26 protein-coding genes are annotated in these 25,905 nt (G+C 55.3%); 10 read left to right on the top strand and 16 right to left on the bottom strand.

Features of this window, described 5'->3' with window-relative positions:
* Positions 1–333: 333 nt before the first annotated feature.
* From MHN28_RS22135 to MHN28_RS22110, 6 genes are all read right to left on the bottom strand, one after another.
* Entirely contained in the window at positions 334–603 is a 270-nt protein-coding gene (locus MHN28_RS22135) for a DUF1963 domain-containing protein (RefSeq protein ID WP_239344904.1), read from the bottom strand.
* A gap of 286 nt (positions 604–889) precedes the next feature.
* Positions 890–1,429: a TetR/AcrR family transcriptional regulator gene (locus tag MHN28_RS22130; protein ID WP_239344902.1), complete on the bottom strand. Its 540-nt coding sequence runs from the start codon at positions 1,427–1,429 to the stop codon at positions 890–892.
* 19 nt (positions 1,430–1,448) lie between these two features.
* Positions 1,449–2,987 carry an MFS transporter gene (locus MHN28_RS22125; RefSeq protein ID WP_239344900.1) on the bottom strand — a complete coding sequence of 513 codons (1,539 nt, stop codon included), beginning with the start codon at positions 2,985–2,987 and terminating at the stop codon, positions 1,449–1,451.
* A 478-nt stretch (positions 2,988–3,465) separates the two neighbouring features.
* The gene (locus MHN28_RS22120) at positions 3,466–4,554 is read right to left on the bottom strand and encodes a DUF2652 domain-containing protein (protein ID WP_239344899.1); all 1,089 of its coding nucleotides are present in this window, start codon (positions 4,552–4,554) and stop codon (positions 3,466–3,468) included.
* 339 nt (positions 4,555–4,893) lie between these two features.
* The gene (locus MHN28_RS22115) at positions 4,894–5,109 is read right to left on the bottom strand and encodes a GDCCVxC domain-containing (seleno)protein (protein ID WP_239344897.1); all 216 of its coding nucleotides are present in this window, start codon (positions 5,107–5,109) and stop codon (positions 4,894–4,896) included.
* A gap of 4 nt (positions 5,110–5,113) precedes the next feature.
* Entirely contained in the window at positions 5,114–5,449 is a 336-nt protein-coding gene (locus MHN28_RS22110; protein ID WP_239344895.1) for a hypothetical protein, read from the bottom strand.
* Between the two features lie 86 nt (positions 5,450–5,535).
* On the opposite strand from MHN28_RS22110, the gene MHN28_RS22105 reads away from it, so the two are divergent.
* Both MHN28_RS22105 and MHN28_RS22100 read left to right on the top strand, forming a co-directional pair.
* A complete protein-coding gene (locus MHN28_RS22105) occupies positions 5,536–5,934 on the top strand; it encodes a MerR family transcriptional regulator (RefSeq protein WP_239344893.1) in 399 nt (132 codons plus the stop codon).
* Between the two features lie 115 nt (positions 5,935–6,049).
* A complete protein-coding gene (locus tag MHN28_RS22100) occupies positions 6,050–6,412 on the top strand; it encodes a nuclear transport factor 2 family protein (RefSeq protein ID WP_239344891.1) in 363 nt (120 codons plus the stop codon).
* A gap of 208 nt (positions 6,413–6,620) precedes the next feature.
* Here MHN28_RS22100 and MHN28_RS22095 read toward each other — a convergent pair whose 3' ends face one another.
* The gene (locus tag MHN28_RS22095) at positions 6,621–7,697 is read right to left on the bottom strand and encodes a DUF2652 domain-containing protein (RefSeq protein ID WP_239344889.1); all 1,077 of its coding nucleotides are present in this window, start codon (positions 7,695–7,697) and stop codon (positions 6,621–6,623) included.
* A gap of 214 nt (positions 7,698–7,911) precedes the next feature.
* Here MHN28_RS22095 and MHN28_RS22090 point away from each other — a divergent pair, with 214 nt between their 5' ends.
* The 3 genes from MHN28_RS22090 to MHN28_RS22080 all read left to right on the top strand — a co-directional run bounded on the left by MHN28_RS22090 (position 7,912) and on the right by MHN28_RS22080 (position 14,095).
* Complete coding sequence (locus MHN28_RS22090; protein WP_239344887.1) at positions 7,912–9,642, top strand: tetratricopeptide repeat protein; 1,731 nt, start codon at positions 7,912–7,914, stop codon at positions 9,640–9,642.
* Between the two features lie 247 nt (positions 9,643–9,889).
* The gene (locus MHN28_RS22085; protein WP_239344885.1) at positions 9,890–12,490 is read left to right on the top strand and encodes a response regulator; all 2,601 of its coding nucleotides are present in this window, start codon (positions 9,890–9,892) and stop codon (positions 12,488–12,490) included.
* Between the two features lie 3 nt (positions 12,491–12,493).
* Complete coding sequence (locus tag MHN28_RS22080) at positions 12,494–14,095, top strand: adenylate/guanylate cyclase domain-containing protein (protein WP_239344883.1); 1,602 nt, start codon at positions 12,494–12,496, stop codon at positions 14,093–14,095.
* Positions 14,096–14,106: 11 nt separating this feature from the next.
* Here the strand turns inward: MHN28_RS22080 and MHN28_RS22075 are convergent, their stop codons facing one another.
* Positions 14,107–14,475 (bottom strand): response regulator, encoded by a 369-nt coding sequence (locus MHN28_RS22075; protein ID WP_239344881.1) that lies wholly within the window; start codon positions 14,473–14,475, stop codon positions 14,107–14,109.
* Positions 14,476–14,865: 390 nt separating this feature from the next.
* Here MHN28_RS22075 and MHN28_RS22070 point away from each other — a divergent pair, with 390 nt between their 5' ends.
* Together MHN28_RS22070 and MHN28_RS22065 are read left to right on the top strand one after the other, a co-directional pair.
* Positions 14,866–15,462 carry a DUF6088 family protein gene (locus tag MHN28_RS22070; RefSeq protein WP_239344879.1) on the top strand — a complete coding sequence of 199 codons (597 nt, stop codon included), beginning with the start codon at positions 14,866–14,868 and terminating at the stop codon, positions 15,460–15,462.
* Between the two features lie 2 nt (positions 15,463–15,464).
* Entirely contained in the window at positions 15,465–15,986 is a 522-nt protein-coding gene (locus MHN28_RS22065; RefSeq protein WP_239344877.1) for a nucleotidyl transferase AbiEii/AbiGii toxin family protein, read from the top strand.
* On the opposite strand, the gene MHN28_RS22060 is transcribed toward MHN28_RS22065, so the two are convergent.
* Entirely contained in the window at positions 15,963–16,646 is a 684-nt protein-coding gene (locus MHN28_RS22060) for an IS6 family transposase (RefSeq protein ID WP_239344875.1), read from the bottom strand. The two genes, MHN28_RS22065 and MHN28_RS22060, sit on opposite strands and share 24 nt — an antisense overlap.
* A gap of 210 nt (positions 16,647–16,856) precedes the next feature.
* On the opposite strand from MHN28_RS22060, the gene nuoH reads away from it, so the two are divergent.
* The 3 genes from nuoH (at position 16,857) to MHN28_RS22045 (ending at position 18,935) form a co-directional block, all read left to right on the top strand.
* Positions 16,857–17,843, top strand: coding sequence for an NADH-quinone oxidoreductase subunit NuoH (gene nuoH, locus MHN28_RS22055; RefSeq protein WP_239344873.1), 987 nt, complete (start codon positions 16,857–16,859; stop codon positions 17,841–17,843).
* An 8-nt stretch (positions 17,844–17,851) separates the two neighbouring features.
* The gene (locus MHN28_RS22050; protein ID WP_239344871.1) at positions 17,852–18,418 is read left to right on the top strand and encodes an NADH-quinone oxidoreductase subunit I; all 567 of its coding nucleotides are present in this window, start codon (positions 17,852–17,854) and stop codon (positions 18,416–18,418) included.
* Between the two features lie 76 nt (positions 18,419–18,494).
* Positions 18,495–18,935 (top strand): CBS domain-containing protein, encoded by a 441-nt coding sequence (locus tag MHN28_RS22045; RefSeq protein ID WP_239344869.1) that lies wholly within the window; start codon positions 18,495–18,497, stop codon positions 18,933–18,935.
* A 22-nt stretch (positions 18,936–18,957) separates the two neighbouring features.
* On the opposite strand, the gene nuoG is transcribed toward MHN28_RS22045, so the two are convergent.
* From nuoG to MHN28_RS22010, 7 genes are read right to left on the bottom strand one after another with little or no spacing between them, the layout of a single operon-like run.
* The gene (gene nuoG, locus MHN28_RS22040) at positions 18,958–21,402 is read right to left on the bottom strand and encodes an NADH-quinone oxidoreductase subunit NuoG (RefSeq protein WP_239344867.1); all 2,445 of its coding nucleotides are present in this window, start codon (positions 21,400–21,402) and stop codon (positions 18,958–18,960) included.
* A complete protein-coding gene (gene nuoF / locus MHN28_RS22035) occupies positions 21,399–22,664 on the bottom strand; it encodes an NADH-quinone oxidoreductase subunit NuoF (RefSeq protein WP_239344865.1) in 1,266 nt (421 codons plus the stop codon). The genes nuoG and nuoF overlap by 4 nt, the downstream gene beginning before the upstream one ends.
* Positions 22,657–23,148, bottom strand: coding sequence for an NADH-quinone oxidoreductase subunit NuoE (nuoE, locus tag MHN28_RS22030; RefSeq protein ID WP_239344863.1), 492 nt, complete (start codon positions 23,146–23,148; stop codon positions 22,657–22,659). Before nuoE ends, nuoF begins: the two co-directional genes overlap by 8 nt.
* Positions 23,145–24,359 carry an NADH dehydrogenase (quinone) subunit D gene (nuoD, locus tag MHN28_RS22025; protein WP_239344861.1) on the bottom strand — a complete coding sequence of 405 codons (1,215 nt, stop codon included), beginning with the start codon at positions 24,357–24,359 and terminating at the stop codon, positions 23,145–23,147. Before nuoD ends, nuoE begins: the two co-directional genes overlap by 4 nt.
* Positions 24,356–24,907, bottom strand: a complete 552-nt coding sequence (locus MHN28_RS22020; RefSeq protein WP_239344859.1) for an NADH-quinone oxidoreductase subunit C — start codon at positions 24,905–24,907, stop codon at positions 24,356–24,358. The genes nuoD and MHN28_RS22020 overlap by 4 nt, the downstream gene beginning before the upstream one ends.
* Positions 24,904–25,398, bottom strand: a complete 495-nt coding sequence (locus MHN28_RS22015; RefSeq protein WP_239344857.1) for an NADH-quinone oxidoreductase subunit B family protein — start codon at positions 25,396–25,398, stop codon at positions 24,904–24,906. Before MHN28_RS22015 ends, MHN28_RS22020 begins: the two co-directional genes overlap by 4 nt.
* Positions 25,386–25,751, bottom strand: coding sequence for an NADH-quinone oxidoreductase subunit A (locus tag MHN28_RS22010; RefSeq protein WP_170496052.1), 366 nt, complete (start codon positions 25,749–25,751; stop codon positions 25,386–25,388). The genes MHN28_RS22015 and MHN28_RS22010 overlap by 13 nt, the downstream gene beginning before the upstream one ends.
* Between the last annotated feature and the right edge of the window lie 154 nt (positions 25,752–25,905).

Genomic DNA, 25,905 nt, shown 5'->3' with positions numbered 1-25,905 from the left:
CATTTGCATTCTAGCTTGGAAACACCCACTATGATCGGAACGACCGCCAATGGGACCTAGCAGCAACCTTCGTTGGATAGAGTAATAGCCGCATCGGGCTCAGATCGGACCTTGGAGCGTGTGCAGCATCCTACTGGCACGACCCGGGGTAATCGGCCCATTAGAGACATTCATCGTGCTCTCCTATCGCTGCGCTGCGGCCCGTTAGAGAAGACATTCGCCGCAGATGCGAAATCCGCGGGCCGGTGAACTCACAGAACGCTGACGAACCTGCCGTTTACTCTGGTTGCATCGATGTCAGCTTCTCTGCATATCGCGCCTTAATCCGATTGTCTAAGTCATTTCGATAGTTGATTCGACGTGATCAAAGCACCCAGATTTTAGATCTTCAGGTTTGATCCAAAGATGCAGAGCCATGTCTGGTCCGATATCCAACGGCAATCCAATAGCCTCGCCAATCTGCATCAATAAGACATCACCGATATGGTCATCGACAGCGTTTTGAACCGCATCGCCTCGTCCAAACAATTGAAGCGGTGTGGTTCCTAGTACAGCACGAGCGTAATCAGATTTAGCTGCGGCAGACGAGTAGACTTTTGCCAAATTCAAGTCCCATCGGTCGATCTGAGACAGGCCGTCATCTTGCTGGCGGTCATGTACAGGCTCACTAGGCAACGCATACCTTATGTTCCAACCCTAGTAGGTCCAAGCGGACAAATTCGTCCCTCAGGCTTTACCAAGATCGGAATCGCGTTGGATTTAGCGCTAAAGAACTTGACGGGTGGGTAGTGACTGGCTGATCACAGGCTCCAGACTACGTCCGCGTGCTGTTTTCGAATTCAGAGAAGGAGTGGGATTACGCTCCACCAAACCTAGCCAAAATGGCTTGCTACTCTGGAATTTCAGAAACCATTTTCTTAAGCCGTCGAAGAACGCCGTCCTTCACAGCTTGCGGCAATGGCTTTGACGAAAGAGCTTCGCTAACCCAAAGCCCATCCGCAGCCAATCGCACCAAAAACAACGCCATGGCCCTGTCATCCTCAGAGTCGGGCATATCGGGAGCCCAGCGATCGAGAACGTCCTGCCACAACTTCTGAACGGCTTCATCCATGGCGCTTTCCATGAGTAGAAGCATTTCAACACGATTAGCGGTCGTGGCACCCGTGGCATAGGCCAGGGTTTTTTCTTTCGCAGACGGTGTGTGTGACGCATCTTCAAGTGCGTCGACCATCGTTTGATTCCACCGCTCACTGATCTGCTCGTGAACCGCATAGACAAGATCATCCCGCGATGGAAAATGATAGAGCAATCCACCGCGGGTAATCTGTGTTTTTTCAGAGACGGCATCATAGGTGATTGCTTTGATGCCGCCCTCTTCGATCAAATCAACGATAGCGTCGAGAATTAACGCCCGTTTACTACTTCGCAAGGATCAGAGCCTCCAGTCCCTAGCTTTCCCATTCTTCGTCACCCCAATCTCCGTCACCCCAATCATGGATCGTTGACGAAGACCCAATACCATAGTCCCGCAACAGCATAGCAGTCACCACAGTGCCGATCGCCAAAACACCTGCGATGACATAAAGCACCATTACATAAGCCTGATCGAATGCGCGAGCAGCTTCAGCAAAAATCTCCTGCCCATCTGCGCCCATTCCTTCTGCGATAGACCAGGCTGCAATAATGCTGTCACTCGCAGCGGCGGGGGTCCCCTCCGGAAATGACGCTCCGAATGAATACAACGCTGCAGTGAGGCTGCCCAATAGTGCGACGGCAAGCAACGATCCAAGTTCGTAGGACACTTCTTCGACGGCACCAGCCATCCCTGCGCGTTCAATCGGGGCGTTACCAAGGATTGCTGTAGACGCAACGGACAACGCGGCACCGACTCCGAAGCCCATGATGACCAACCCGCAAATCAGCCACGGCAAGCCGATCCCAAACCCAATAGCAGTGATGACAGCTGCAACCGAGCATGTTGCCAGACCACCGGCAATCAAGATCCGAAGGCCGATGCGATGTAGATAGGCACCGCCAATCAGGCTAAGAGGGATGCAGGAAATGGCGATGATTGACACAAGATATCCAGCCTGGATCGGGGTAAAACCCTCAACGATTTGGAATCGCTGAGTTGTCGTCAACTGAATTCCCGCGATTGCGAACAGAGCAAAGGCAGCTGCCAAAACGCCTGACATCAAAGCGGGGTTCTTGAACACCGAGAAATCAAGCAGCGGATATGTGAGGCGTTTTTGTCTGCGGACAAAGAGAATTGCAGCCAGCACCGAAACAGCAATAGCCGCCAGGCCGAATTCGATGTTCTTTCCCTGAGTGAGTTCTTTGATCGCAACAACAAATCCGGCAAGCATGACCATGGCTTGGGCCGAGGAAACAAAATCCCACGTTTTAGATGGATCAGGCTCTACGCGAGGGGCTACCAGCAAGGTACCGACAAACGCCGCCACAACAACCGGTACGTTGATCAGAAAAACCGAACCCCACCAGAAATGGCCAAGTAGAAAGCCTCCGAGGATGGGACCGAGAGCGGACCCAACGATCGCCAACATTCCCCAAATCGCATAGGCGAGGTTCTGTTCGCGCTGATCATCGAAAGTGACTCGGATGAGCGCAAGCGTTGCCGGCATCATCATCGCTGCTCCGACTGCCAAGAGCCCTCTGGCAGAAATCAAGATTTCCGGTGATGGCGAAAAGGCTGCCACGGTGCTTGCAGTCCCGAAAACGACCAAGCCAATAAGAAAGATTCGCCGGTGACCAACGCGGTCTCCGAGTGTACCCGCGCCCAGCAAAAGCCCAGCCATTACGAGTGGGTATGCGTTAATGATCCAAAGCAACTGACTTTGGCTCGCGCCCAGGTCCTGAACCAGAGTTGGTAGTGCAGTGTATAGGATTGAATTGTCCAGGGTGATCAGCAGAAGGCCAGAAGAGACGACCAACAACAGCCACCAGCGATGGGGATTTATTGAAGACATAGCACGATTCCAAGGTTGTGATAACGCATTTACTATACAGTATGTACTGTATAGTAAAGAGCTCCCCGAAGCTCTTAACGTCAGGGGGGCTGGTCGCCTATTATTCTAAAAACTCATAGTGAAGTAATTTCCAAGCCGCAGCGGCAGTCTAGGATCACACCCTGAAATTCGACTTCGCGGTCGGCCCAATCCGGACATCCAACAGCAGGTCGCAATGCTGCGGCCGCAGCCCGCATAGCCACCATTCGCTGCAGGAGCAAAGCCGAAGGCAACGCGAAATCACGGTCCGCCTAACAAAGCGGAAGTGGCTGCTCATTGCCGCGAGGTTCGCGTGAAAGCCATTGCGGCCATCTAAAATGCTCCAAGCCCATTCTGGCTTGAAGCGAACAACCCCGATCGTAAAGGTCCTACCTTCTTCGATGCATCGTGTGATGCTCTCAGCCCATTTAGCGGCGTTGTCGCCCCAAAAGATCCATCCTTACTGTTCCTGACTCTTTTGACGAGCCTCCAATGCCATCTCGTCGAGAATGCCAAAAGCCACAGGATAAAAGTTCTCGAATAATTCGATCACCGCAGCTTCCTCCTCGGGATGATGTATTCCATCGGCATCAGTGAGCCGCCCCATACGAAACACGATCTCGGTGCCTTCTTCTACCGGGGCCAACTCATAGGTCTCCAAATTAGTAAGACCCTCAATAGACGAATTGTGAAGGATATCAGTTACATATTCGAATGGGTGCCAGTCGACGATCAGCATCTGAAAGTGAGCGGCTTCATGAATGCAGTGCAAACGAATGCCGGCCCATGTGCGCGATTCATCCCCCTCCCGATAAGCGTCTTTCAACATCATCCAGCGCATCTTGAGCCGCGGATCTGTGAGCATTTCCCAAGCCACTACCGGAGGTGCTTTCAGTAAGTGCCGGGTTGTGAGCACCGCATCCTCTTCGGTAACGCGGACGGGTCCGGCGACTTCCCGGTATCGTTGCCAGGCCGCAGCAAGGTCGTAGACCCGCATCGGCACGTCACCAAAGTGCTCGAACTGAGCGCTGTATTGCATGAGGTCAGACTCGATGCCCATAGCCCGGAACGCGTCTTCCGAGAACAGGGCGTAGCTGAGGATACCAGTATCCTCCTTCACATCGGTCTTTGCCATTCGATGCACGAGTATGACGTCAGCACCGGAAATATCCTTCATCGGTCCGATCGACAGTTCTTCAAATTTTCCGTGATGCGCAAGGATCTTCAGATCGAGATCGGCCACGTTGCGACATGCGTTGCAGGGGCAAGTCGTGTTTTGCACAATGTTCCGACGGCGTTCGGCGAACGCCCGATAAAGGCTTTCACATATATTGAGGAAAGTTTCGCCGGAAGGGAATGGCCCACTCGAATAAGCGAGAACGGCGTCACCCTCGAGGCCCCGCAACTTCATTGGGTCCTTCAATTCCATCACAATTGCCTCCAGCAAAGAATGGATGATCGGGTTGGCGTGTTCCAACTCTGACCGAGTCAAGTATCCAGTGTAACCGGTGATATCGGCGATGAGCAGATAGCCTGACTGAATAGACATAGTCACAAAGATCCCAATTTCGAGCGTCAATACATATGGTAGACAACGAATTTGTTCCGAGCAACGTAGTTCAGGAACAGGAACTGAATGCCCGGAAATGGCGCCAGAGCGGCATTAGTTATTGATATTTGATCATCTTCTTCGGGCTCACACCTGCCGTCCGAGACGGCGCAGCATCTGGGTCATCGCTGAAGAATGCGTAATAAATGGAGGCCCATATTTGTCACTGAACGTGCCAATAGATTTTTGCAAGTGCAGCCCGCTATTCGGACATTCGCCGCCGGTGCGAGATTTTGAGGCTGATGAACTCACACGTCGCGCGACAAACCTGCCATTTACTCAACAACAACTATCGCCCATCTGAATTGGCGGGCACGGAACGGTGGCATAGGAGCAGTATACGCAGCAGTCGCCTTCGAGTGGCTTCAATACTGACCTGCACGCCTTGCACTCATAATACCACTGGCAGGCGTCTGTCGGCATTTTCTCTGTCTCGGTGTGTCCGCATTTGGGACACGTCAATGTGCTTTCAAGCACCACGGTTTGTTCTGTCATAGTTTCACATCTGCATAATCAGGTATTCGTTGATCCGAGCCTCATTGAACACGATGACCCATGCCAGTCCGGTCATTGCTGTGCTTCCGGCAAGCCACCATTTCAGCCGCCCAATTGATCCGCGTCGACGCGATACCGACCAAGACAACGCGACCAGCGCAGTCGATATTGTCAGTACAAAAAACTTGCGCCCGCAATTTTCCCGAATATTGCCAGCCAACTGCCGCCCAACCCGAGCAACATCATTGCCATGGGTAGAACACAGCAGGTCGCCACACCAAGGGCTGACATCGATCCTAAATAACTGAGGCCAAGGTATTTCTGCATCCTTCTTCTCCATTGATCTTCACGGCACGGCTTTGCAGTGATGACCCAAGTGGTGTATAAATCCTGTAGCCACTACAGGATCAAGCAGGACAATTTCACATGATTGCGATTGGAGAGGCTTCCCGGCAAAGCGGAGTCGGTATTGAAACCATCCGCTATTATGAACGCGAAGGAATTGTGCCAAAACCCGAGCGCGCCTCCAACAATCGCCGCCTCTACTCACAACGTGATGTTGGAAGGTTGCGTTTTTTGAGAAAGTGCCGGGACTTAGGATTCCCACTTGCAGACGCGAAGACGCTGCTCGACCTGTCAGAAGGCAGCGGTGCAGACTGTCAAACCGTGAAGGAACTGGCAGAACGTCATGTCTCCAATGTGCGTGGTAAGATCAAGGAGCTGATACGTCTGGAAGCGGCACTGAATGAACTTACTGCTAACTGCGACAGCGGAAACATATCCTGCCCAATGCTGTCCCAACTGAGGACAACAGATAGCCACTAAGGCCTCGGTCCAGACTTGCGGCGATGCGGCGTCCAAGGTTGAACGCCAGAGATGAACATCAACCCGAGCTCCTGTGATAACCTGAGGGCACCAGCAAAAAACTCGGGAGTAAACAATGTCGGATATTGATACTGTAAAAGCACTCGACGCGGCTATCATCCAGGGGATCAATGCAAAGGACGCAAGTAAGGCGACAGCACCCTATGCTGAAGATGGCGCGGCCATGCCGCCGGGTGCGCCGATAATGACAGGTCATACAGCCATTCGGGAATATTGGCAGGCAGCAATTGACGGCGGCCTGAGTAATGTTGTGGCCAATTTGACCGACGCCCATATCGGCGGAGATTGTGCAGTTACTATGGGAACCCTGACGGGTTCTATGGGAGGGCAAAAACTTGCTGGGAAGTACGTTCTTTACTTCCGAAAAGGCGACGACGGCTGGAAGGTACAGCGCGACATCTGGAACTTCGACGCATAGAGTGTCGGCGATAGCTTAACGGTCAAATCTACTGATTTGTGCTGGCAGGTCGCATCCACCGAACTTGGCTTGCGTGCCGCGATGACGTCACCACTGTTTGCTTGGCACAACTGCTGGAGTGTACCATTTCATAGCCTTCTCCTTTGATCAGGCAGCGCCGGGATTATCTACCAGCTAGATCTGTCGCCCGACGTTAAGCCGCACGGTGCTATTTGGATTGGCTGAGTTGCTCATTCATGTCCGCAAAAGACACCGCCCAGAATTCCGCTAAAAACGCGGAACATTCCTGTTCGGAAATTTCCGAACGCGTGCCATCTGCATCCGTTGCCATACCCATTGTGTAGCGCAGTTCGGTACCCGTATCTGTTTCTGTCAGATGGTAGGTCTCGGGAAAGCTGACATCGGGGCGCGCAGGGTCAAGAATGCGGGTGGAGAAATACTCAAAGGGTTCCCAATCCGTGACCCGATAAAAGAACTGGGCCATTTCATGCGCGCAATGATAGCCTGACCCCGGGCCAAGACGTCCCAAAGGGTTCTCCATCTTGATGTCGCTGACGCTGTTCATCCATTTCAGCTTGTGTTCAGGAGCGACGAGGGCCTCCCACACGAGGCCTATGGGCGCATCGAAATGGTAGCGCAGAGTCCACACGCCATCTTCTTCTTCGAGAAAATCGCGCGCGCGATCAGCGCGCATCTTTTCCCATGATTTGGCCAGATCGTAGACCTTCATTCCGACTTCACCAAAATGTTCTATTTCCTGGGAAAACGGCTCCATTATATCGCTAATATCCATAGCTTCTGCGGCCGCTTCGCTAAACAAGGCGTAGCTGTGAATGCCGGTGCGCTCGGCAACTTCCGTCTTGGTCAATCTGTGAACAAGAATGACATCGGCACCGGAGATGTCTTTGGTTGGCCCCAGTTGCATTTCATCGAACTGACCGTGATGGGCGATGATCTTGAGGTCCAGACCGCCGACATTGGCGCATGCCCGGCACGGACATGTCGTGTTGGCGATTATATCCTGCCGTCTGAGGATGAACGCGTTGTAGAGATTTTCGCAAATGGTCAGAAATGTCTCTCCTGACGGGAAATCCTGTCGTGTCGAATAGGCCAGAACGGCATCGCCTTCGGTTTTCCAGAAGTGCAGCGGGTCTCCGACCTGCTCGAGCAGAACGCTAAGAAGGGATTGCAGAATGGGATTGGCATGATCCATTTCCGAAGATGTCAGAAACTGAGTGTAGCCGGTAATGTCGGCAATCAGCAGGTAACCTGTGTGCGTTGTCATTTGGCAGCCCCCCCGGTCCAAAGATCGCATGCGCTCACCATAGATGAAAACATACTTAAACAACAAATATGGTCGGTTGGGCGAAGTGGTCCCGATCTTCAGCCGCTGTCATCGCATCCTTGGCGTTCGCAGCCGAAATTGGAGCGGAGGCATTAACGTTTTATCCAAAACTACTGAAGTTTCTTCTACGCCGCCCTTCGGCTATGCTTCATCCATGTCGAATGCCTCTGAACGACGGCTGACCGCTATTCTGGCTGCGGATGTGGCAAACTATTCCAAACTCATGGGGGAGGATGAAGCTGCCACATTAACCGCGCTGCGCCGTTTTCGAAACGACATTCTTACTCCGGCAATTGTTGCGCATAACGGCAGGGTGATAAAAAGCATGGGGGATGGCTGGCTGGTTGAATTTCCCAGCGTGGTCAATAGCATAGAGTGCGCGATGGCTGTCCAAAACGCACTGACCGACGATCCCCGGATCACGTTGAGGATGGGATTGCACAGCGGCGATGTGAGTTTTGCCGATGAGGACGTTTATGGTGATGGCATCAACGTAGCCGCACGCCTTCAAGATCTGGCCGAACCCGGATCGCTGGTGATCTCCGAAACTGCGCGGCGCAGCCTTGATGCCAGGCTTTCGGATCACTTAACATGTCTCGGTTCTCAGAAACTTAAAAACATTGCAGAGCCCTTGGTCGCCTATGGTTGGGGAATGTCCGCATCAGCCATACAGAGGTACCTTTTGGAGGTGCCGGAACGACCCTCGATTGCGGTTTTGGCCTTTGACAACGTGTCCCAAAACACGGATCAGACCTTTTTTGCCGAAGGTATCGCCGAAGATGTGATTTCCGCGCTGTCCCGGTTTCACTGGTTCTTCGTGATCTCTCGAAATACGAGCTTTTCCTACCGGGGTCGCGCCATCGGGACAGAGCAAATTGCCCGCGATCTGGGCGTGCAATACGTTCTTGAGGGCAGCGTTCGAAGGGTCGGCAATAGGGTTCGCGTCTCGGTAAAACTAATCGACGCCATTGCAAACCATTACGTCTGGACCGATCGATTTGACGGAGTGATTGAAGACATCTTCGATCTGCAGGACGAGATCACGCAGAAAATTGTGGGCGCAGTCGCACCTGAATACCTGACTGCAGAAATGCAACGCGCAAGGCGCAAGGTGGTCCCGCGGATGGATGCCTGGGAATTGTCTGCGCGCGCCCATTGGCATATCTCGCAGTTCACAAAAGCAGACGTAGCCGAAGCCCAGAACCTGCTCATGAAAGCCGTCGAGTTGGACCCGCAAAGCTCATTCGGGATGGCGGATTTGTCATTTACGCATCTGATGCAATGCGTGAACGGCTGGAGTGATGATCCTGACGCTTCCAAGGCCGAAGCGGTAAGTCTGGCGCAACGGGCGGTTTCGATGAATGGCCGCGATGCGTATGCGATGGCCTTACTTGGTGCGGCGGATTTGTTTTCAGGCCATCATCAGGACGCCGTAAGGAAGTTGCGGGACGCTATAGCCCTAAACCCCAACGACCCCCATGCCCACGCTTTGCTTGCCAGAGCTCAGGTTTATTTGGGCGACGGCAAGGAAGCACTCGGTAACATCATGACCGCGATCAGGCTCAGCCCTCGCGATCCTTTTATGGCTTTGTGGTACTCCATTCGCTCACTCTGCGGCTTTGTGGCAGGCCGGCACGAAGAAGCGATCGAGTGGGCCGAGGCGTCAATCCGGGCCCAGCCAAACCGCGGCAGCTCTTATCTTGATCTTGCCGTGAACAATGCCCTTTGCGGCAAGCTGGATGAGGCGAGGCAGGCTGTTCTTGACCTAAAGCGTCTGGACCCCGGTGCCTCGCTCCAGTTGGCAGAACGCACACATCCCTTCGCGCGATCGGACGATCACAAGCGCTATCAACAGGGTTTGCGCGCGGCCGGCCTTAACCGGTGAACGCGGCCCAATCCTGCCGATTCCATGGTTTTCGCCGCGCCGCGGTGCGCAAAAGATGGAACGACCCAGCCCGCCGTTCGGCGATTTCCATTGGTCTCACGGGGCCCGGCAGAATAGTGGCTCTGTCAACATCAATCCAAAGACCAATTGAGACGAGCCGAAACAGCCTTGTTTTGATCCCGCATTTCAATTCAACTGAAAACAATGATTTACTGACTTGCCGGTCTCGCCAAATGGAGAGCGCAGAATGAACCAATCCGACGATCACCGAGCGTCAAAACCGGATGGAGCGAAACGCGCGCTGGACCGGATCGTCGATGCCATTGACACGATCCCCGAGGGCTTTGCCCTTTACGATTCCGACGACCGTTTGGTTCTGGCGAACGAGACGTATCGGAAGATGCTGTATCCGGGGCACGAAGATCTGGTGAAACCGGGGATGACGTTCGAACAGGTCGTTCGCAAAGCACTGTCGCTCAACGTGATTGCAGATGCGATCGGACGAGAAGAAGAATGGTTGGCGCAACGGCTGAAACGTCACGACAATCCGGAAGGCACCCAGATGCAAAGCCGGACATCCGGCGGGTGGATCAAGATCAGCGAGCGCAAGACCGGCGATAACGGAACAGTCGCGATCTACAGCGATGTCACTGAACTGAAGAAGGTCGAAGCACGCAACGCCGAGCTTGCCCAGATCCCCGAGGAAAACCCCAATCCGGTGATGTGTATCAGCAGTGACGGAAAGCTGCTTTTTGCGAACAAGGCCAGCGATCCCATGCTGGATGCGTTGGGCCTGAAAGTCGGGGCGGATGTCACCGAGGACTGGTTGGCCCGCGTTAGGAAGGGACTGCAGGAAGACAAGCGACAGGACTTTGAATGTCACGCCGATGGCATGGTCTACGCATTACTGCTCTGGCCGGTGCCAGACGCCCGGCACGTCAACCTCTACGGGCGGGACGTGACGCAGCTTAAGCAGGCAGAAAAGCGGATGCGCGAATTGGCGCGTATTCCCGAAGAGAATCCCAACCCGGTTCTGCGCATCACCGATCAGGGCAAGCTTGTCTATGCCAACAGGGCAAGCGCGCCCTTGATCAAAGCGCTGCAACTGAAGGTTGGCGACCGTGTGGGAACAGGTTGGCGCAAACGAGTCGCCAAGGGTTTGCGCGAAGATCAACGGCAGGATTTCGAGTATGAGGCCGGTGGTCTGATCTATGCCCTGTTGCTGTGGCCGGTTCCGGAAGGCGGTTATGCGAATATTTACGGCCGCGATATTACCACCCAGAAACAAGTTGAAAGCGAGCTGCGCGTAGCGAAGGATGTCGCGGAAACGGCCAACAAAACCAAAAGCACGTTCCTCGCCAACATGAGTCACGAGCTACGCACACCGCTGAATGCGATCATTGGATACAGCGAACTGATGCTCGAGGAATCCATTGAACAGAATGACGAGGCAAACCTGAGCGATCTCCGGAAAATTCAATCCGCCGGGAAACACCTGCTTGCATTGATCAATGACATTCTTGACCTGTCCAAAATCGAAGCTGGCAAAATGGAATTCAATCTGGAACCTTTCGACGTTTTTCAGATGATCAACGATGTCGCAACAACGGTGCGACCGCTGGCCGAAAAAAACAACAATGCCCTGAAGATTGTGTGCGCCGATAACATCGGGGATATGGTCTGCGATCTGACCAAGGTGAGGCAGGCATTGCTCAACCTGTTGTCCAACGCCTGCAAGTTTACGGAAAACGCGACAATCACGCTGTCTGTTCTGCGACCCAAGGAGCAGGATCAGTTGGAATTTTCAGTCGCCGATCAGGGCATCGGCATGTCGCCCGAACAAGTCGACAAGGTGTTCGACGCGTTCACTCAGGCGGATTCCTCTACCACCCGCAACTATGGGGGTACCGGTCTGGGACTGTCGATCACCAAGGTCTTCTGTGAACAGCTGGGGGGTGACATTCACTGCGCCAGTACTCTCGGCGAAGGTTCAACCTTCACCATTCGTCTTCCGCGTATCTGCACAGATCCGTCTACAGACCCGCTGCGGGAAAAAGGTTGTTTCGGGGACGATCCGGGCGGCGATTCAAACGCGCCGCTGGTTCTGCTGGTCGATGACGACCCGACGGTGCACGACCTTTTGGGACGGCGGTTGCGCAGGGAAGGATACCGCGTTCTTGCCTCGACCAAGGGTGACGAAGCATTAGAACTGGCGCGCAAATTCCGGCCTGACGCCATCACGCTGGACGTATTCATGCCCGAGATTGATGGCTGGGCCGTGTTGTCCAAGCTGAAAGACGATCCGAACATGGCAGACATCCCGGTGATCATGCTGACATTCGCAGAAGACCGCACGCGCGGGTTGTCACTGGGTGCCAGCGAATATCTGGGCAAGCCTATCGATACGGTCGCACTTCTGAATGCGCTGAAAGAGCATTGTCCGCCCCGGCCGGCACCTCGCGCCCTTGTCGTGGAAGACGAGGCTGCAACCCGCGAAATGATCTGCCGGGTTCTGGGCAAGGAAGGCTGGCAGATCGAGCAGGCCGTCAACGGGCTGGACGCCCTTCAGCATCTTTCTGCATCCGTTCCGGACGTCATTTTATTGGATCTGATGATGCCCGAGATGGACGGGTTTGAATTTCTGGCGGGAATGAGGAAGAACCCGAACTGGAAAGACATACCCGTCATCGTTGTCACCGCGAAGACCCTGACCAATGATGACCGCGCGCGACTGAGCGGCTCGGTCGAGACGCTGATCAGCAAGGACGGGGATGAAATTGAGACCATCCTCGCCCAGTTGAACGACATTCTGGTCAAACACCGGCCTGTCTCTGCAGGGGACACATAAGTTGTGAATGACGGCCTCGAAAACGAAGCTCAAAACACACAGGCCGTGTGGTTGGCCAATTTGCGTCAAAACCTCATCTCTCCGGTCAGCGCCATTGTCGGGTTTTGCGAGATGCTTCAAAGCGAATCCAGGCGGTTGAATCTGGACGAAGTCACTTCGGATCTGGATCGGATTTCTCAGGCGGCGACGGAACTGAGCGCCTTGGTAGATCAGCTTTTGCACCCCGAGATGGCGATTAAGCTGACGGTCAGCGGCGATGAAGGCGTGAAGCGGTTGCGTCACGACCTGCGTACCCCGATGAATGCGATCAAAGGCTACAGCGAGATGATGCTGGAGGATCTGGAGGACCTGAAGGCAGAACATCTGGAGCCGGACTTGCTGGGGCTTTTGGACCACACCGGCACATTGCTGCAACGTATCGATACGCTCGCGGGTTTGTCGGGTGATGGCCTCGAAATCTCTGACACCCCGCGCGAAACGGTCGCGATGTTTGCCAATCTGGTCCAGAGCATGCAGCCCCTGTCTTCAATCGCCGAGACATCCGGATCAACCGGCGACATCCTTGTCGTCGATGATGCCGAGGCCAACCGGGACTTGCTGGCCCGCCGGTTAAAGCGGGACGGGCATCGCGTCTGGACTGCCGACGGCGGCTATTCCGCTCTGGAGAAAATGTCCCGACAGCCTTTCGATCTGGTTCTGCTCGATCTGATGATGCCGGATATTAACGGCTTCGACGTTCTGGCCCGGTTGAAGCAGGATGACGCCCTTCATGATATCCCCGTCATTATGATTTCAGCCCTGGATGAGATCGAAAGTGTTGCGCGATGCATCGAGGCCGGTGCCGAGGATTACCTGCCCAAACCCTTCAGCCCGATCCTGTTACAAGCCCGGATCAGCGCCGCGCTGGAGAAAAAACGCTGGCGAAAGCGCGAACGCCAGTACCTTGAGATGATGGAAGCGGAAAAGCAAAAGTACAAAGACCTTCTGCTCAGCATTCTGCCGCAACAAATCGTGGCGCGCCTTAATGACGGCGAAGCTACAATCGCCGACCGCCACAACGACGTCACTGTGCTCTTTTCCGATATCGTCGGCTTCACCGAGATGTCGGCCAGGCTGGCCCCGGCACAGGTGGTTTCCTACTTGAACCGGATTTTCTCGGAGTTCGATAAAATGGCGACGGAACTCGGCGTTGAAAAGATAAAGACGATTGGCGACGCGTATATGGTGGCCGCCGGGGTGCCGGATGGTCGCGCAGATCATGCCGAAGTGATCGTCGAGATGGCGCTTCGGATGCTGGATCAGGTCGAGGCGCTGAACCTTGAAAGGGACCACCCGATGCATATCAGGGTCGGCGTGCATACCGGGCCGGTGGTTGCTGGTATCATCGGATCGCACCGCTTCCTTTACGATGTCTGGGGGGACACCGTTAATGTCGCCAGCCGTCTTGAATCGACCGGTGCGCCGGGCCGGGTGCAGGTTTCCGAGGCCACCGCCAGACAGGTCGAACATCGCTTTGACATTTCTGAACCTGTCGAAACAAGGATAAAAGGCAAGGGTCAGGTCAGAACCTACTATGTCACCCGACGCAAAACGTCCGCGGATTGAGCGGTTCTTCCTCAGGTCGCAGGCAGAAGTTTCCCCATCTTTTCCAGCAAACGGCTCAGCTCAACGGGTTTGGTATCGAAGTCGTCGCAACCTGCTTTCAGCGCCTTTTCCCGATCACTGGCCATCGCGTGCGCGGTCAGGGCCACCACCGGGATCGACGCCGTCCCGGGCGCTGCCTTGATACGCCGTGTCGCTTCCCACCCGTCAATTTCGGGCAGGCTCATATCCATCAAAATGATGTCGGGACTTTCTTCACCAGCCATGTACACGCCTTCCAGCCCGTCCTTCGCGACGACAACATGAAACCCTTTGCGTTCCAACCGGCGCGACAGCATATCGCTGTTCATTTCATTGTCTTCCACCAACAGAACTTTCGTCAAAACTCCCCCTTGCGCATCCGCGCATTATGAACACCGGTTGGCTCAAGAAGCTTCGAAACTTATGTTCGAAGGCCGTGCACTGCCACCGGATCGTGCAAACCAACTGATCGGTGCATTCTTTCATCAATTATATACCACGCAATGAGTATTTGACCGACTTAGGTCGACCCACCCCCTTTTGCCAATGATGGGTATGATCCGTAGCAATTTGTTGAGCGGCGGTTCGCTTTGTGAACTGCTGGGAAGTTAAATGACCGCTCTGCGATAAAAGGCCCTCAAACTTGCGCCTGCGGAGAACGACCGCTTTCCGCCCAATTACAAAGTCACCTCGGTACTCTCCAAACTTGAAAGTCAGAAAAAAGTACTATATTTTCTGACAAGGAGAAAGCTATGATCACTTCATCGATTAGACAACGCATCATCGGAAAAGGCCGGGGGGCAATCTTTGCGCCATTGGACTTTCTGGATATCGGCTCCCGCGCAAGCGTGGATCAGGCATTGTCGCGTTTGGCGGATCAAGGGATGATCCGACGGTTAACGCGTGGGCTTTATGACTATCCGAGAAAGAGCGCCCGATTAGGGCTGTTGTCTCCGTCAGCCGATGACATTGCCAAAGCGATTGCACGCAAAGACAATCAGGTTCTACAGCCCTCCCCTGCCATGGCAGCCAACCAGTTGGGGCTGTCGACCCAAGTGCCGTCCAAGCCGACCTATATGACCGACGGCCCGACCCGCACCAAGACAGTTGGTCGACAAGTCATCCAGTTTCGAAATGCATCATCCAAAACGCTAGTTGGTGCAGGCCAAAAAACCGGCGCCGTATTTCAGGCGTTACGCTATGTTGGCAAAAACCGGGTGGATAGCTGTGTTGTCGACACGCTGGCCCGCAATCTGGATATTAAGGACCGCGCATTGCTCGCAATACAAAGTAGATATGTACCGGCCTGGATGCACCCGGTAGTGCAGCAAATCGTGGCACGGGTCTGATCTTGGACCAGTTTGCCAACGATACTCCGAAGAACCGTGAAGAAGCGTTTCAGGAAACGGCCGCAAAGCTTGGTATGTCCAAGGCAATCGTTGAGAAGGATTTCTGGGTCTGCTGGTCGCTGAAACATCTATTCGCCCTGCCCTCTTTTGGCACTCACATGATCTTCAAGGGTGGGACATCGCTATCCAATGCCTATGACATCATCCATCGGTTCTCGGAAGACGTGGATCTGTCACTCGACCGAGCGCGGCTTGGATTCGAGGGCGAACGTGACCCCGAGCACCCTGCCCTTTCCGGCAAAAAACAAAAGCAACTGCTGCAGGAGCTTCAGGATGCCGTCACAAGAGTAGTCGCTGGTCCGCTTCTGAAAGAAACCAATGTCAAGTTTGGCGGCGCGCTGGAACAAGACTATTCCCTCTTGGTCGATCCTAGTGATGCGCAAACTCGGTTGTGTCGCAAACTTTTGGAGCGGCCACCGCCAGCGACTTACTGGACACACCTATCCTGCAATCTCGGCAAATAGCCGAAAGCCCGAGGTCGTGGTGGTTGGGAATTGCTGCTTTCGGATCATGTTGGCGACCTCAATGCCGTCCAGTGTAGCCGAGGCGGATCTGAACGACTTGAACCCGCACATATGCCGCATGCGACGCTTGATGAACCTATGATCCTGCTCGATCAAGTTGTTCAAATACTTGGACCTGACTGTTTGGATTTTGGCAGAGCAGCCAAACCGATTAAGGATCTTGTTCACTTCTCGAATGCCTGCCGCGTTGGCTCCACTTTTATCGATGACGATCTTGTCTGGAATTCCATTAGAAGACAGAGCTTTGGCAAAGAACCTGGCTGCCGCTGGGCGGTTCCTGCGCTCAGACAGCATGAAATCAAGGGTATTTCCAGCTTTGTCGACGGCCCGATAGAGGTACATCCAATTGCCGCGAACCCGAACATACGTCTCGTCCATGCGCCAGGAATTCAGCGTTGGTCGCTTCTTCGATTGCGCGCTCACGGCGATCATCGGTGAATACTTAACAACCCACCTATTGAGAGTAGCGTGGTCTACCTGAACGCCGCGTTCAGCCATGATCTCTTCAAGGTCACGGTACGACACTGTGTACCGCAAATAGAAATACACAGCGTAAAGAACCGCGTCCTTGGGGAAGTGGCAGCCTTTCAGAGAGATCATACTTAAACCTGTTCGAAATCTATTCGACGGGAACAGACTGCGAAACCTGAGTTCTCGTCAATCTCAGTTCGAAGTTTGCGACACATCCCACCTGGGCGTAAGCGGACCGCTCTGACATGGTCACCAAAAGTATGCTAATCTCGACTACAGGCATTAATTATCGGGTCGCACACATCGAGCACTGATCCAGATTCGAACGAGCCTATAGCCATGGAACTTGCAATCGCAATTGGCCTGATCGTCCTGAAGGTCGCCATCCTGATCGCGGCGCTATTGTTGCTGCCGCTTCCGCTGGTCTGGCTTGAACGCAAGATCGCTGGCCACATTCAGCAGCGAATGGGTCCGATGCGCGTTGGGTGGCATGGATTGTTGCAGCCCTTGGCCGACGGCATAAAGCTGCTGACCAAAGAAGACCATATACCTGCCGATGCTGATCGGCTGGTATTTAAACTAGCCCCAATTCTGGCGATGCTACCGCCGTTTGTCGTGTTTGTCGCGATACCTTTTGGCGAGAGCGTTTCGGTGTTGGGTCACGAAATCACTCTGTATGTCTCGGACATGAATGTAGCCCTTCTATTCGTATTCGCGGTGATCGGGATCGAGGTCTACGGGGTCATATTTGGCGGCTGGGCTTCCAACAGCAAATATTCGGTTCTGGGTGGGCTGAGGACCTGCGCCCAAATGATCAGCTACGAGATTCCAATGGGGTTTGCAGTCATCGGGGTGGTGATGCTGGCACAGTCCATGAGCCTTCTCGATATTGTGCGTGCGCAGGCCGATATGTGGAACGTCGTGTATCAACCTGTGGGGTTCTTCGTCTTCTTCGTCGCCGGTTTGGCCGAGGCACAGCGCATTCCCTTCGATCTGGCCGAGGCCGAAGGTGACCTGGGCGCGGGATTTCACACTGAATACAGCGGCATCCGCTTCATCTTTTTCATGGTCAGCGAATATGTGGTGATGGTGTTAGTCTCGGTCCTGACGGTGATCTTGTTCTTTGGCGGCTGGAACGGCGTTTTGATCCCCTTGCCGCCGATCCTTTGGTTCATTTTGAAAGTGGCCTTTTTCATCTATGTCTTCATGTGGTTCCGCTTCACCTTCCCGCGATACCGCTATGATCAGTTGATGGAGATCGGGTGGAAGGTCTTGCTTCCTCTTTCACTCGCGAACATAATGATAACCGGGGTTGTTTTCCTATGAGGGCAACCATGACAGACGCTGCAAATAAACGGCAAGGCTGGATCGGGTGGGCGTTCTTCGCCGACCTTGGTGATGCACTGGTGCTGACGTTCAGCTACATGCTGTCGCGTCCGGTGACTGAGCAGTATCCTGACAAGGAAAAATGGCTACCCTATTCGCGTTATCGCGGCCACCATTTCCTAAAGCGTAACGAAGAAGGCGAGATTAACTGCGTCGCCTGTGAACTTTGCGCCAAGATTTGCCCCTGCGACTGTATCACCGTGGTTCCCTACGAGGACGAAAACGGCGCGCGCCACCCCAAAGTATTCGACATCGACACCGCACGGTGCCTGTTTTGCGGACTTTGCGAGGACGCATGCCCGGCGGACGCCATCGCGTTGGGACAAGAATACGAGTTTTCCAGCTACGACTCCGCCCATCTGGTGGTCGACCGGGATACGCTTCTGACGAAGCCCGGCAAGGCTGAAACCGGTGGCGGTGTGGTGAACGCCCGTCTGGAAACCAAAGACGGGGTACGTGTAGAGACCGCGCAGGACGCGGGATACAATTGGTGGCGGAACATTCGGCGCAAGTAATGCCCGTATTTCCGTTCACTGGAAAACAGAAATGCACATGCGGTAACTGGCGGGGTGAGCTGTCAAGGAGGTGTGAATGTTCGTTTCTGACATTTTGCGGTTGAAAGGCTCCGAGGTGATTTCGGTAAGCCCGGACACGACGATGGTCGAGGTCCTGAGACTCTTCCATGAAAAACAGATCGGCCTGGCCATCGTGAGTACAACGCCGGCACATGTTTCAGGCACGGTTTCCGAGCGTGACTTTTGCAACGCCGTGGCGCAACGAGGCGCCGGGGTTGCCAATTTACCCGTTTCGGAAATCATGCGCAGCGACATCTCCGCCTGCTCGAAGGATGACTTGCTGCCAAAGGTCTCGGCGACAATGATCCAAAAGCGGACACGACATGTTCTGGTGCTGGACGGTGACACGCTCGTCGGGGTGGTCAGCATTGGCGATGTGGTCAAGGCGCGCTTGGATGAAGCGCTGAGGACGCAAAAGGAACTGCACGCTTATATCGCAGGCACCGGGTATCACTGATCCGCAACATTTTGCGCGGGCTTCAGCTGTCAGCTTTGCGGACTTCGACGCGACACGGATATTCGCCATTTTTCATCAGGCTGTTGAGCCGCAGGCTTCGATAACTTTCCGGGACAAACACCAGCCCCTCGGGAAACCGCGGGTTAACCTTCAGCCGGGCCGTCAGGTCCCCTGCAGTTGATGTGACAACCACCATTTGCATGGCCGCAAGCCCTCGCTCCTCGGCATTTATGGTGCTCATCTCAACGTAAGGCTCTTCCGCTACCGTGGCCAGCGTGGCCGAGTGTTCCGAGAAAGTTCCCCCGTAAAACAGCCCGTTACCTGTAATCAACGCCAACCCTTCCTCGCTTACCAATTTGGTCTGTTCTGGCACAATGGGCGATCCATCCAAGGGCCGCTTCAGCACAGAGGTGAATACTCCGTCCGGTCCAATCTGGTCGACCGAAAGGCCGGAATATGCGGGGATCGTCCTGGCAATGTCGCTGAAAATTCTCGCTTGATCCCCGCGTTCCAGAGGGGCACTTTGAATTTCCGCAAACCACTCGAATATCTCAATATTGCTCCGCGCTGCGAATACCGGAGTACGGAATTTGCCGACCACCTGAACCCGCCCTTCATTGTTGGTGAAGGTTCCGGATTCTTCGCCATGCGACGCCGAAGGCAGAACTACGTCAGCCAGATCAGCAATGTCCGTCTGAACCCAATCTTGCACGATCAGAAGATCTACTTTCTTCAGCGCGTCAACAACACGGGCGCGATCTGGATAGGACCCGACGGGATCGGCACCCGCAGTGTAAAGCGTGCCGACCTGCCCTTCGGCGCACAGATCGAGCACCTCACCGACCGTCACAGGGCGCTTACCTGCCATGTCCAGCGCCCCCATCTGGTTGGAACGATCAAAAAGCCCCTGCAGCACAACGTTTTTTCCAAGAGTCTGCAGGCGGTACAAAAGGCAATGAAGCAAAGAAACGACTGCTTCGGTATCGGGGGTTCTGAACAGGTCCATACCCATCAAAACCGTTACACCAGGGGCCGCGGACAGCGCGGCAATCAAATCGTCCAATCCTGCCATTGCCGGCCCGTTCTGACCGCGCACATTCCCCGCTTCTAATTTCGAGGTGGCCGGATCAGGCAGATTGTCGAGTAGTTCCGACAGAACAAAAGCCTCGGTACCCGGAAGCATGCGCATAAAGGCGCGTGCATCTGCATCCAGCCGGGACGGGCGTGCCGACAGCAGACAGAGTTGCGTTGCCCCACCTCGCACTGCGCCACGCAACAGATACTCGCTAACCGGGTTTTCTTCGGTCACGTTGCTGCCGATGACAAGCGTGCAATCGTTCTTGATGGCCTCTTCGAAGGGCGCACGTGAATAGAAATCGCGCAGCAGCGGATCAAGCGCATTAGGAAAATCGAAACGCGAAGACATCGCGACCAAATCGCTGTCAAAGGCACCCTGTATCAGACGCCCGAACTGAAACAGCGCCTCATTTGTCAATCGGGGTGAGGCAATCCCTGCTGCGTGGCCCCTAGCCTGTGTTAGCCGGTCGCGCAAATAGTCGCCCGCGTCTTCCCAGGATACTGGCGTCAGTGCATCGCCCTGCCGGACCATCGGACGCTTGATGCGGTCCGGACTGGCAAACACATCCATCCCGAACCGCCCGCGCACGCACAGGGTTTCCAGGTTCAGCCCTTTGTCCCACTGTGACCGCACCCGCATAAACTCGCCGTCACGCGAACCCACCGTCAGGTGACAACCAGTTCCGCAATGGGCACAGATCGTATCGGTCTCAACCAGATCCCAGGGCCGCGACTTGTAGCGGTAAGGAAAGCTCATCAGCGCCCCGACCGGACAAACCTCGATGCAGTTACCGCATTGGTCGCAACTGGCAAGACTGCCTTCAAACCCGGTCACGGCAGTATCCATGCCCTTCTCGACGGTGCCGAGGGCCACCGCGCCGACCACCTCTTCGCACATGCGCACGCAGCGCTGGCACTGGATACAGCGGTTGACGTTCATGATGACGACCGGGCTGAGCTGAATGTCTTTGGAATGAAACACCCGTTTTGGATCGCGGAACATGCTTTCCCGGGGGCCGTATTCCATCACCATGTCCTGCAATTCGCATTCCCCGCCCTTGTCGCAGATCGGGCAGTCGAGCGGGTGATTGGCCAGCAGCATATCGAGCATGACCGAGCGCGTTTCGGCAACTTGATCCGTTGTCGTCCGCACCACCATTCCATCCATCACTGCCGTGGCGCAGGCGGGCTGCAACTTACCCTGCCCTTCGATCTCGACAAGGCACATCCGGCACGACGCCAGGACCGGCAGCCGCTTCTGGAAGCAGAAGGTGGGAATGTCGATGCCCAACCCTTCCGCAGCGCTCAGGATCGTGGTCCCCGGCTGGACCTGTAATTCGTGATCGTCGATGGTGACGGCCAGGGTAGTGATGTCACTGGTGTCGCTCAATGAAACGGACACCTCCCTTCATCAATATGGGCAACAAATTCGTCCCGGAAATGCTCCAGCGATGCGCGCAGCCCCATCGCCGCACCATCACCCAGAGCACAGAAAGTATTGCCAAAAATACCGTTGCACAGCCCCTCCAACTGATCCAGATCGTTGGGCGCGCCTTCGCCCGCTTCGATCCGGCGCAGGATCTTGACCACCCAGTCCAGCCCTTCGCGGCAGGGCGTGCACTTGCCGCAGCTTTCGTGGTGAAAAAACTCGATGATCCGGGTCGCAACCTTGACGATGCAGGTGCTGTCATCAATCGCGATTACTCCCGCCGAACCCAGCATGGATCCGGCGGCCGCCAGCGAGTCAAAGTCCATGCCCACATCCAGCCCGCATTCGGGGATCAGCGGCGCCGACACACCTCCGGGGATAACCGCCTTGATCCGGCGGCCTTTGGGCGGTCCGCCCCCATATTCCTCGATCAGTTCACGCAGTGGGATACCCATCGGCAGCTCGTAGAGGCCGGGCTTTCGCAAATGTCCGGACAGACAATAGAGCTTGGGTCCCGGACTTTTTTCCGGCCCAATCCCGTGAAACCAGTGTGCGCCGCGTTCGACAATGGCAGGCAGGCAAGCCAGCGTCTCGACGTTGTTGATGACCGTAGGACTGTCATACAGCCCGGCCACAGCCGGGAAAGGCGGCTTCAGTTTCGGTTGCGCGCGCCGACCTTGCAGTGACTCCAGCATCGCGGTTTCTTCGCCGCAGATATAGGCGCCTGCGCCTTCATGAATATGGACATCGAAACTAAAATCCGACCCCATTATTCGGTGCCCGAGATACCCCTTTTCCTGCGCCTCTGAGATCGCAGCCTGCAAGGTTCGGATCGCCTTCACATATTCACCGCGAACGTAGACATAAGCCGTCTCGGCCCCAATCGCGTGGGCGCAAATGGCCATCCCCTCAATCAGCAGATGCGGATCCTCCTCCATGATGATCCGGTCCTTGAATGTGCCCGGCTCACCCTCATCCGCATTGCAGCACAGGTATTTCGGAGTCTCCCCGCCTTTCGGAACAAAGCTCCACTTGACCCCGGTTGGAAATCCCGCCCCGCCCCGCCCGCGCAGGCCCGAGTCTTTGACAATTTCGATGACCTCTTCGGGGGGGTATTCCTTCAACACTTTGGCAAGCGCAGTATACCCGCCAACGGCTTCGTATACGCTCAACTGTTGGCTGTCGGGGATGCCGACATTCCTGAGAAGAACAGCCTCAATCATCGCCCGCCCTCTCTGCGTTTCGAAAGGCCGCCAGCAAGTCGTCAATCCGAACCGTATCCAGATTACCGTGGTAATCATCGCCAACCTGCATCACCGGCGCCATTTCGCAGGCACCCAGGCACTCCACTGTGGACATAGTGAACAACCCGTCCTCGGTCGTGCCGCCATTTGCGATGCCCAGCACCTGTTCCATATGCGCCTGCAACGCCTCTGCGCCGCACAACATGCAGGACAGGTTGTTGCAGAGCTGTAAGTGGAACCGACCCACCGGTTCGGTGTGATAGAGCGTGTAGAAGGTAGCCAGCTCATAGACCCAGATCCGTTCCACGCCAAGGATGTCGGCCACCTCTTCCAGCACTTCGCCGGTCAGAACGCCGCGTTCCTTCTGCGCGATGTAAAGTGCAGGCATGATAGCTGAGCGTTGGTCGGGATACCGCGCCGCCGCTGCCTCAATCCGCAAACGCATGTCCATTGGCGCGTTCACTTGTCCACCTCCGCCATCACCGGATCCAGACTGCCCAACACCGCGATCATGTCGGCAAGATAATGGGCGTTTTTCGCGCCATAGAGGGCCTGGAGATTGACAAACGAAGGTGCCCGAACCTTCATCCGGAAAGGTTTGGGGCTGCCATCGCTGACGATATAGAACCCAAGTTCACCTTTCGGAGCCTCGATGGCGGAGTAGACCTCGCCCGTCGGAACTTTGAACCCATAGGCCGATAGGTCGAAGTGCTGGATCAGCGCCTCCATCGAATTGTGCACGCGGTCCTTATTGACCGGGAAGGCCACTGTGGGAATATCCGCCAGAAACCGGCCTTCGGGCATCTGCTTCAGGCATTGCTCGATAATCCTGACGCTTTCGCGCATCTCTTCGACCCGGCAGCGCCAACGGGCGTAGCAATCGCCTTCCTCGCGGGTAATCACATCAAACTCGACCTTATCGTAAATTTCATAAGGCTCATCCCGGCGAATGTCCCAATCCACGCCCGATGCCCTTAAATTTGGACCACTCAACCCAAGGTCGATCGCATCCTCGGGCTCAATTACGCCGATGCCCCTGGTGCGCTTAATGAACATCCGGTTTTTCTCGACCAGGCGTTCGTAATCACGGATACGATTGGGGAAGATGTCGCAGAACTCTCTGATCTTGCCTGCGAATTCCTCGGGCAGATCCTCGCGCACACCACCTACCCGACAATACGAGGTATGCATCCGCGCGCCGGTGACCATCTCCATCAGGTCCATGATCATTTCCCGTTCGCGCATCGCGTAAAGCAGCGCAGTCATCGCGCCGAGATCCATCGGCAATGCGCCGGTGATCAGCAGGTGCCCCGACAGCCGCGCAAGCTCGGCCAAGATGACCCGGATGTACTGCGCGCGTACAGGTGCCTCAATGTCCAGAAGCTTTTCCACCGCCAGCGCAAAGGCCAAATTGTTAGACGGCGGGCAGACATAATCCAGCCGATCGGTCAGCGGGAAAATCTGCGTATAGGTAAAGGTCTCGGACAGCTTTTCCGTGCCGCGATGCAGATAGCCGATATGCGGGTCGACCCGTTCGACATATTCACCATCCATTTCCAGCACCAGCCGCAATACCCCATGCGTACTGGGATGTTGCGGCCCGAGGTTCAGCAGCACCTCCTTGGTGTCCGGCAACCCGCCTGGAGGCGGCCTGAGTTCCGTGGCTTCGGTCATGACTTTTCTCCGGTGCCGCCGGGAATGTCTTTGGTCTCAAGATCCGGTCGCGTTGGCGGCACCCCTTCGGCGCCAAAGGGGTTCAATTCATCCCTGTAGCCCCTGAGCGGAAAGTCCTTGCGTTGCGGAAACCCCTCGAACCCCTCCCACATATAAATGCGGCGCAAGTCCGGATGGCCGTCGAAGGTGATGCCATACATGTCCCACGCTTCACGCTCGTGCCAGTTGGCGGTACGCCAGATGCCAGCGACACTGGCGATATGTGGTGGGTCTTCTAGCCGGCATTTCAGACGGATGCGCCATTTGTCGGACAGAGAATACAGGTGGTAGACGACCTCGAATCTGGGTGTTTCCGGCAGGTAATCGACTCCGCAAATGTCGGAGAGAAAATTGAAGCCCAGTTCGTCTTTTAGAATCCGACAGAGATCAACGATGATTTCGGGTGAAGCGGTGAAAACGTGGATGCCATGTGAAACACCGGTGTAGGAAACCGTATCGCCGAACCGCTTTTCGAGCCGGGCAATGAAGGGGACTGCAGCATTGGTCATGGACCCGCAGCCCGGCCAAGCGGCGTATCCGCAAGCGCCTCCGATTTCTTGATTTTCTCCTGTAGCAAAAGAAACCCGTGCATCAGCGCCTCGGGGCGCGGCGGGCAACCGGGGACATGCACGTCCACCGGCACAAAAGTCTCAGATCCCTGAACGACCGCATAAGTGTTGTAAACCCCGCCGGAAATGGCGCAGGTGCCCATGGCGATGACCCAGCGCGGCTCGGGCATCTGGTCGTAAAGGCGGCGGATCACCGGGGCGAATTTCCGTGTCACCGTACCGGCGATGATCATCACGTCGGACTGGCGCGGCGATGGCCGGAACACAATCCCGAACCGGTCGAGATCATAGCGCGCGCATCCGGCCGAAATCATCTCGATCGCGCAGCAGGCGATGCCGAAAGTTTCGGGCCAGAGCGCCGATTTACGGCTCCAACGGACGATCTGGTCGGTCGTGGTGAACAGCACGCTGTCACGGATTACGTTTCCCATTCCAACGCTCCTTTCAACCAGGCGTAAGCAAACCCCACAAGCAGCAGCACGATGAAAACGAACATCTCGATATAGCCGACGATGCCGATCTCTTTCAGCACGACAGCCCAGGGGAAAAGAAACATTGCCTCGACGTCAAAAACGACGAACAGGATCGCAATCAGAAAGAACTGCGCCTTGAACTGACCCGCCGCGGCCTCACCCGCAGGGTCCATGCCGCATTCATAGGGCATGTTCTTTGCCGGATACGGGTTGGACGGGCGCAGCAGTGACGAGACAAAAAGTGTCGCGGTCACCACGAGGACAACCCCGGCAACCATGATGAGAACAGGCAGAAATTCAAGTCCGGTCATACCGCAAAATCCCATTGCTCGACGGATCTTGCGCGGGCGATACCTGCCCCGGCAAACGGGGGCACTCGCGCCCCCGGAAAGGTTCTGTGCCCTTCCTGCTTGCCAATAAGGATAAACGCGGGCGCAGGTTTTTCAACTTAAAACCTTTGTAAAG

Origin of the sequence: Ruegeria sp. Ofav3-42, from assembly GCF_022347725.1 — a bacterium.
Classification (GTDB): Bacteria; Pseudomonadota; Alphaproteobacteria; order Rhodobacterales; family Rhodobacteraceae; genus Ruegeria.
The sequence above is the reverse complement of the archived record's forward strand: the minus strand, read 5'-3'. Positions and strand labels throughout refer to the sequence as shown.

Coding starts and splice junctions, on each gene's coding strand:
- MHN28_RS22125 (WP_239344900.1), bottom strand. CDS start 2,987: ATGTCTTCAATAAATCCCCATCGCTGGTGGCTGTTGTTGGTCGTCTCT.
- MHN28_RS22120 (WP_239344899.1), bottom strand. CDS start 4,554: ATGTCTATTCAGTCAGGCTATCTGCTCATCGCCGATATCACCGGTTAC.
- MHN28_RS22115 (WP_239344897.1), bottom strand. CDS start 5,109: ATGACAGAACAAACCGTGGTGCTTGAAAGCACATTGACGTGTCCCAAA.
- MHN28_RS22110 (WP_239344895.1), bottom strand. CDS start 5,449: ATGGAGAAGAAGGATGCAGAAATACCTTGGCCTCAGTTATTTAGGATC.
- MHN28_RS22105 (WP_239344893.1), top strand. CDS start 5,536: ATGATTGCGATTGGAGAGGCTTCCCGGCAAAGCGGAGTCGGTATTGAA.
- MHN28_RS22100 (WP_239344891.1), top strand. CDS start 6,050: ATGTCGGATATTGATACTGTAAAAGCACTCGACGCGGCTATCATCCAG.
- MHN28_RS22095 (WP_239344889.1), bottom strand. CDS start 7,697: ATGACAACGCACACAGGTTACCTGCTGATTGCCGACATTACCGGCTAC.
- MHN28_RS22090 (WP_239344887.1), top strand. CDS start 7,912: ATGTCGAATGCCTCTGAACGACGGCTGACCGCTATTCTGGCTGCGGAT.
- MHN28_RS22085 (WP_239344885.1), top strand. CDS start 9,890: ATGAACCAATCCGACGATCACCGAGCGTCAAAACCGGATGGAGCGAAA.
- MHN28_RS22070 (WP_239344879.1), top strand. CDS start 14,866: ATGATCACTTCATCGATTAGACAACGCATCATCGGAAAAGGCCGGGGG.
- MHN28_RS22060 (WP_239344875.1), bottom strand. CDS start 16,646: ATGATCTCTCTGAAAGGCTGCCACTTCCCCAAGGACGCGGTTCTTTAC.
- nuoH (WP_239344873.1), top strand. CDS start 16,857: ATGGAACTTGCAATCGCAATTGGCCTGATCGTCCTGAAGGTCGCCATC.
- MHN28_RS22050 (WP_239344871.1), top strand. CDS start 17,852: ATGACAGACGCTGCAAATAAACGGCAAGGCTGGATCGGGTGGGCGTTC.
- MHN28_RS22045 (WP_239344869.1), top strand. CDS start 18,495: ATGTTCGTTTCTGACATTTTGCGGTTGAAAGGCTCCGAGGTGATTTCG.
- nuoF (WP_239344865.1), bottom strand. CDS start 22,664: ATGATTGAGGCTGTTCTTCTCAGGAATGTCGGCATCCCCGACAGCCAA.
- nuoD (WP_239344861.1), bottom strand. CDS start 24,359: ATGACCGAAGCCACGGAACTCAGGCCGCCTCCAGGCGGGTTGCCGGAC.
- MHN28_RS22020 (WP_239344859.1), bottom strand. CDS start 24,907: ATGACCAATGCTGCAGTCCCCTTCATTGCCCGGCTCGAAAAGCGGTTC.
- MHN28_RS22015 (WP_239344857.1), bottom strand. CDS start 25,398: ATGGGAAACGTAATCCGTGACAGCGTGCTGTTCACCACGACCGACCAG.
- MHN28_RS22010 (WP_170496052.1), bottom strand. CDS start 25,751: ATGACCGGACTTGAATTTCTGCCTGTTCTCATCATGGTTGCCGGGGTT.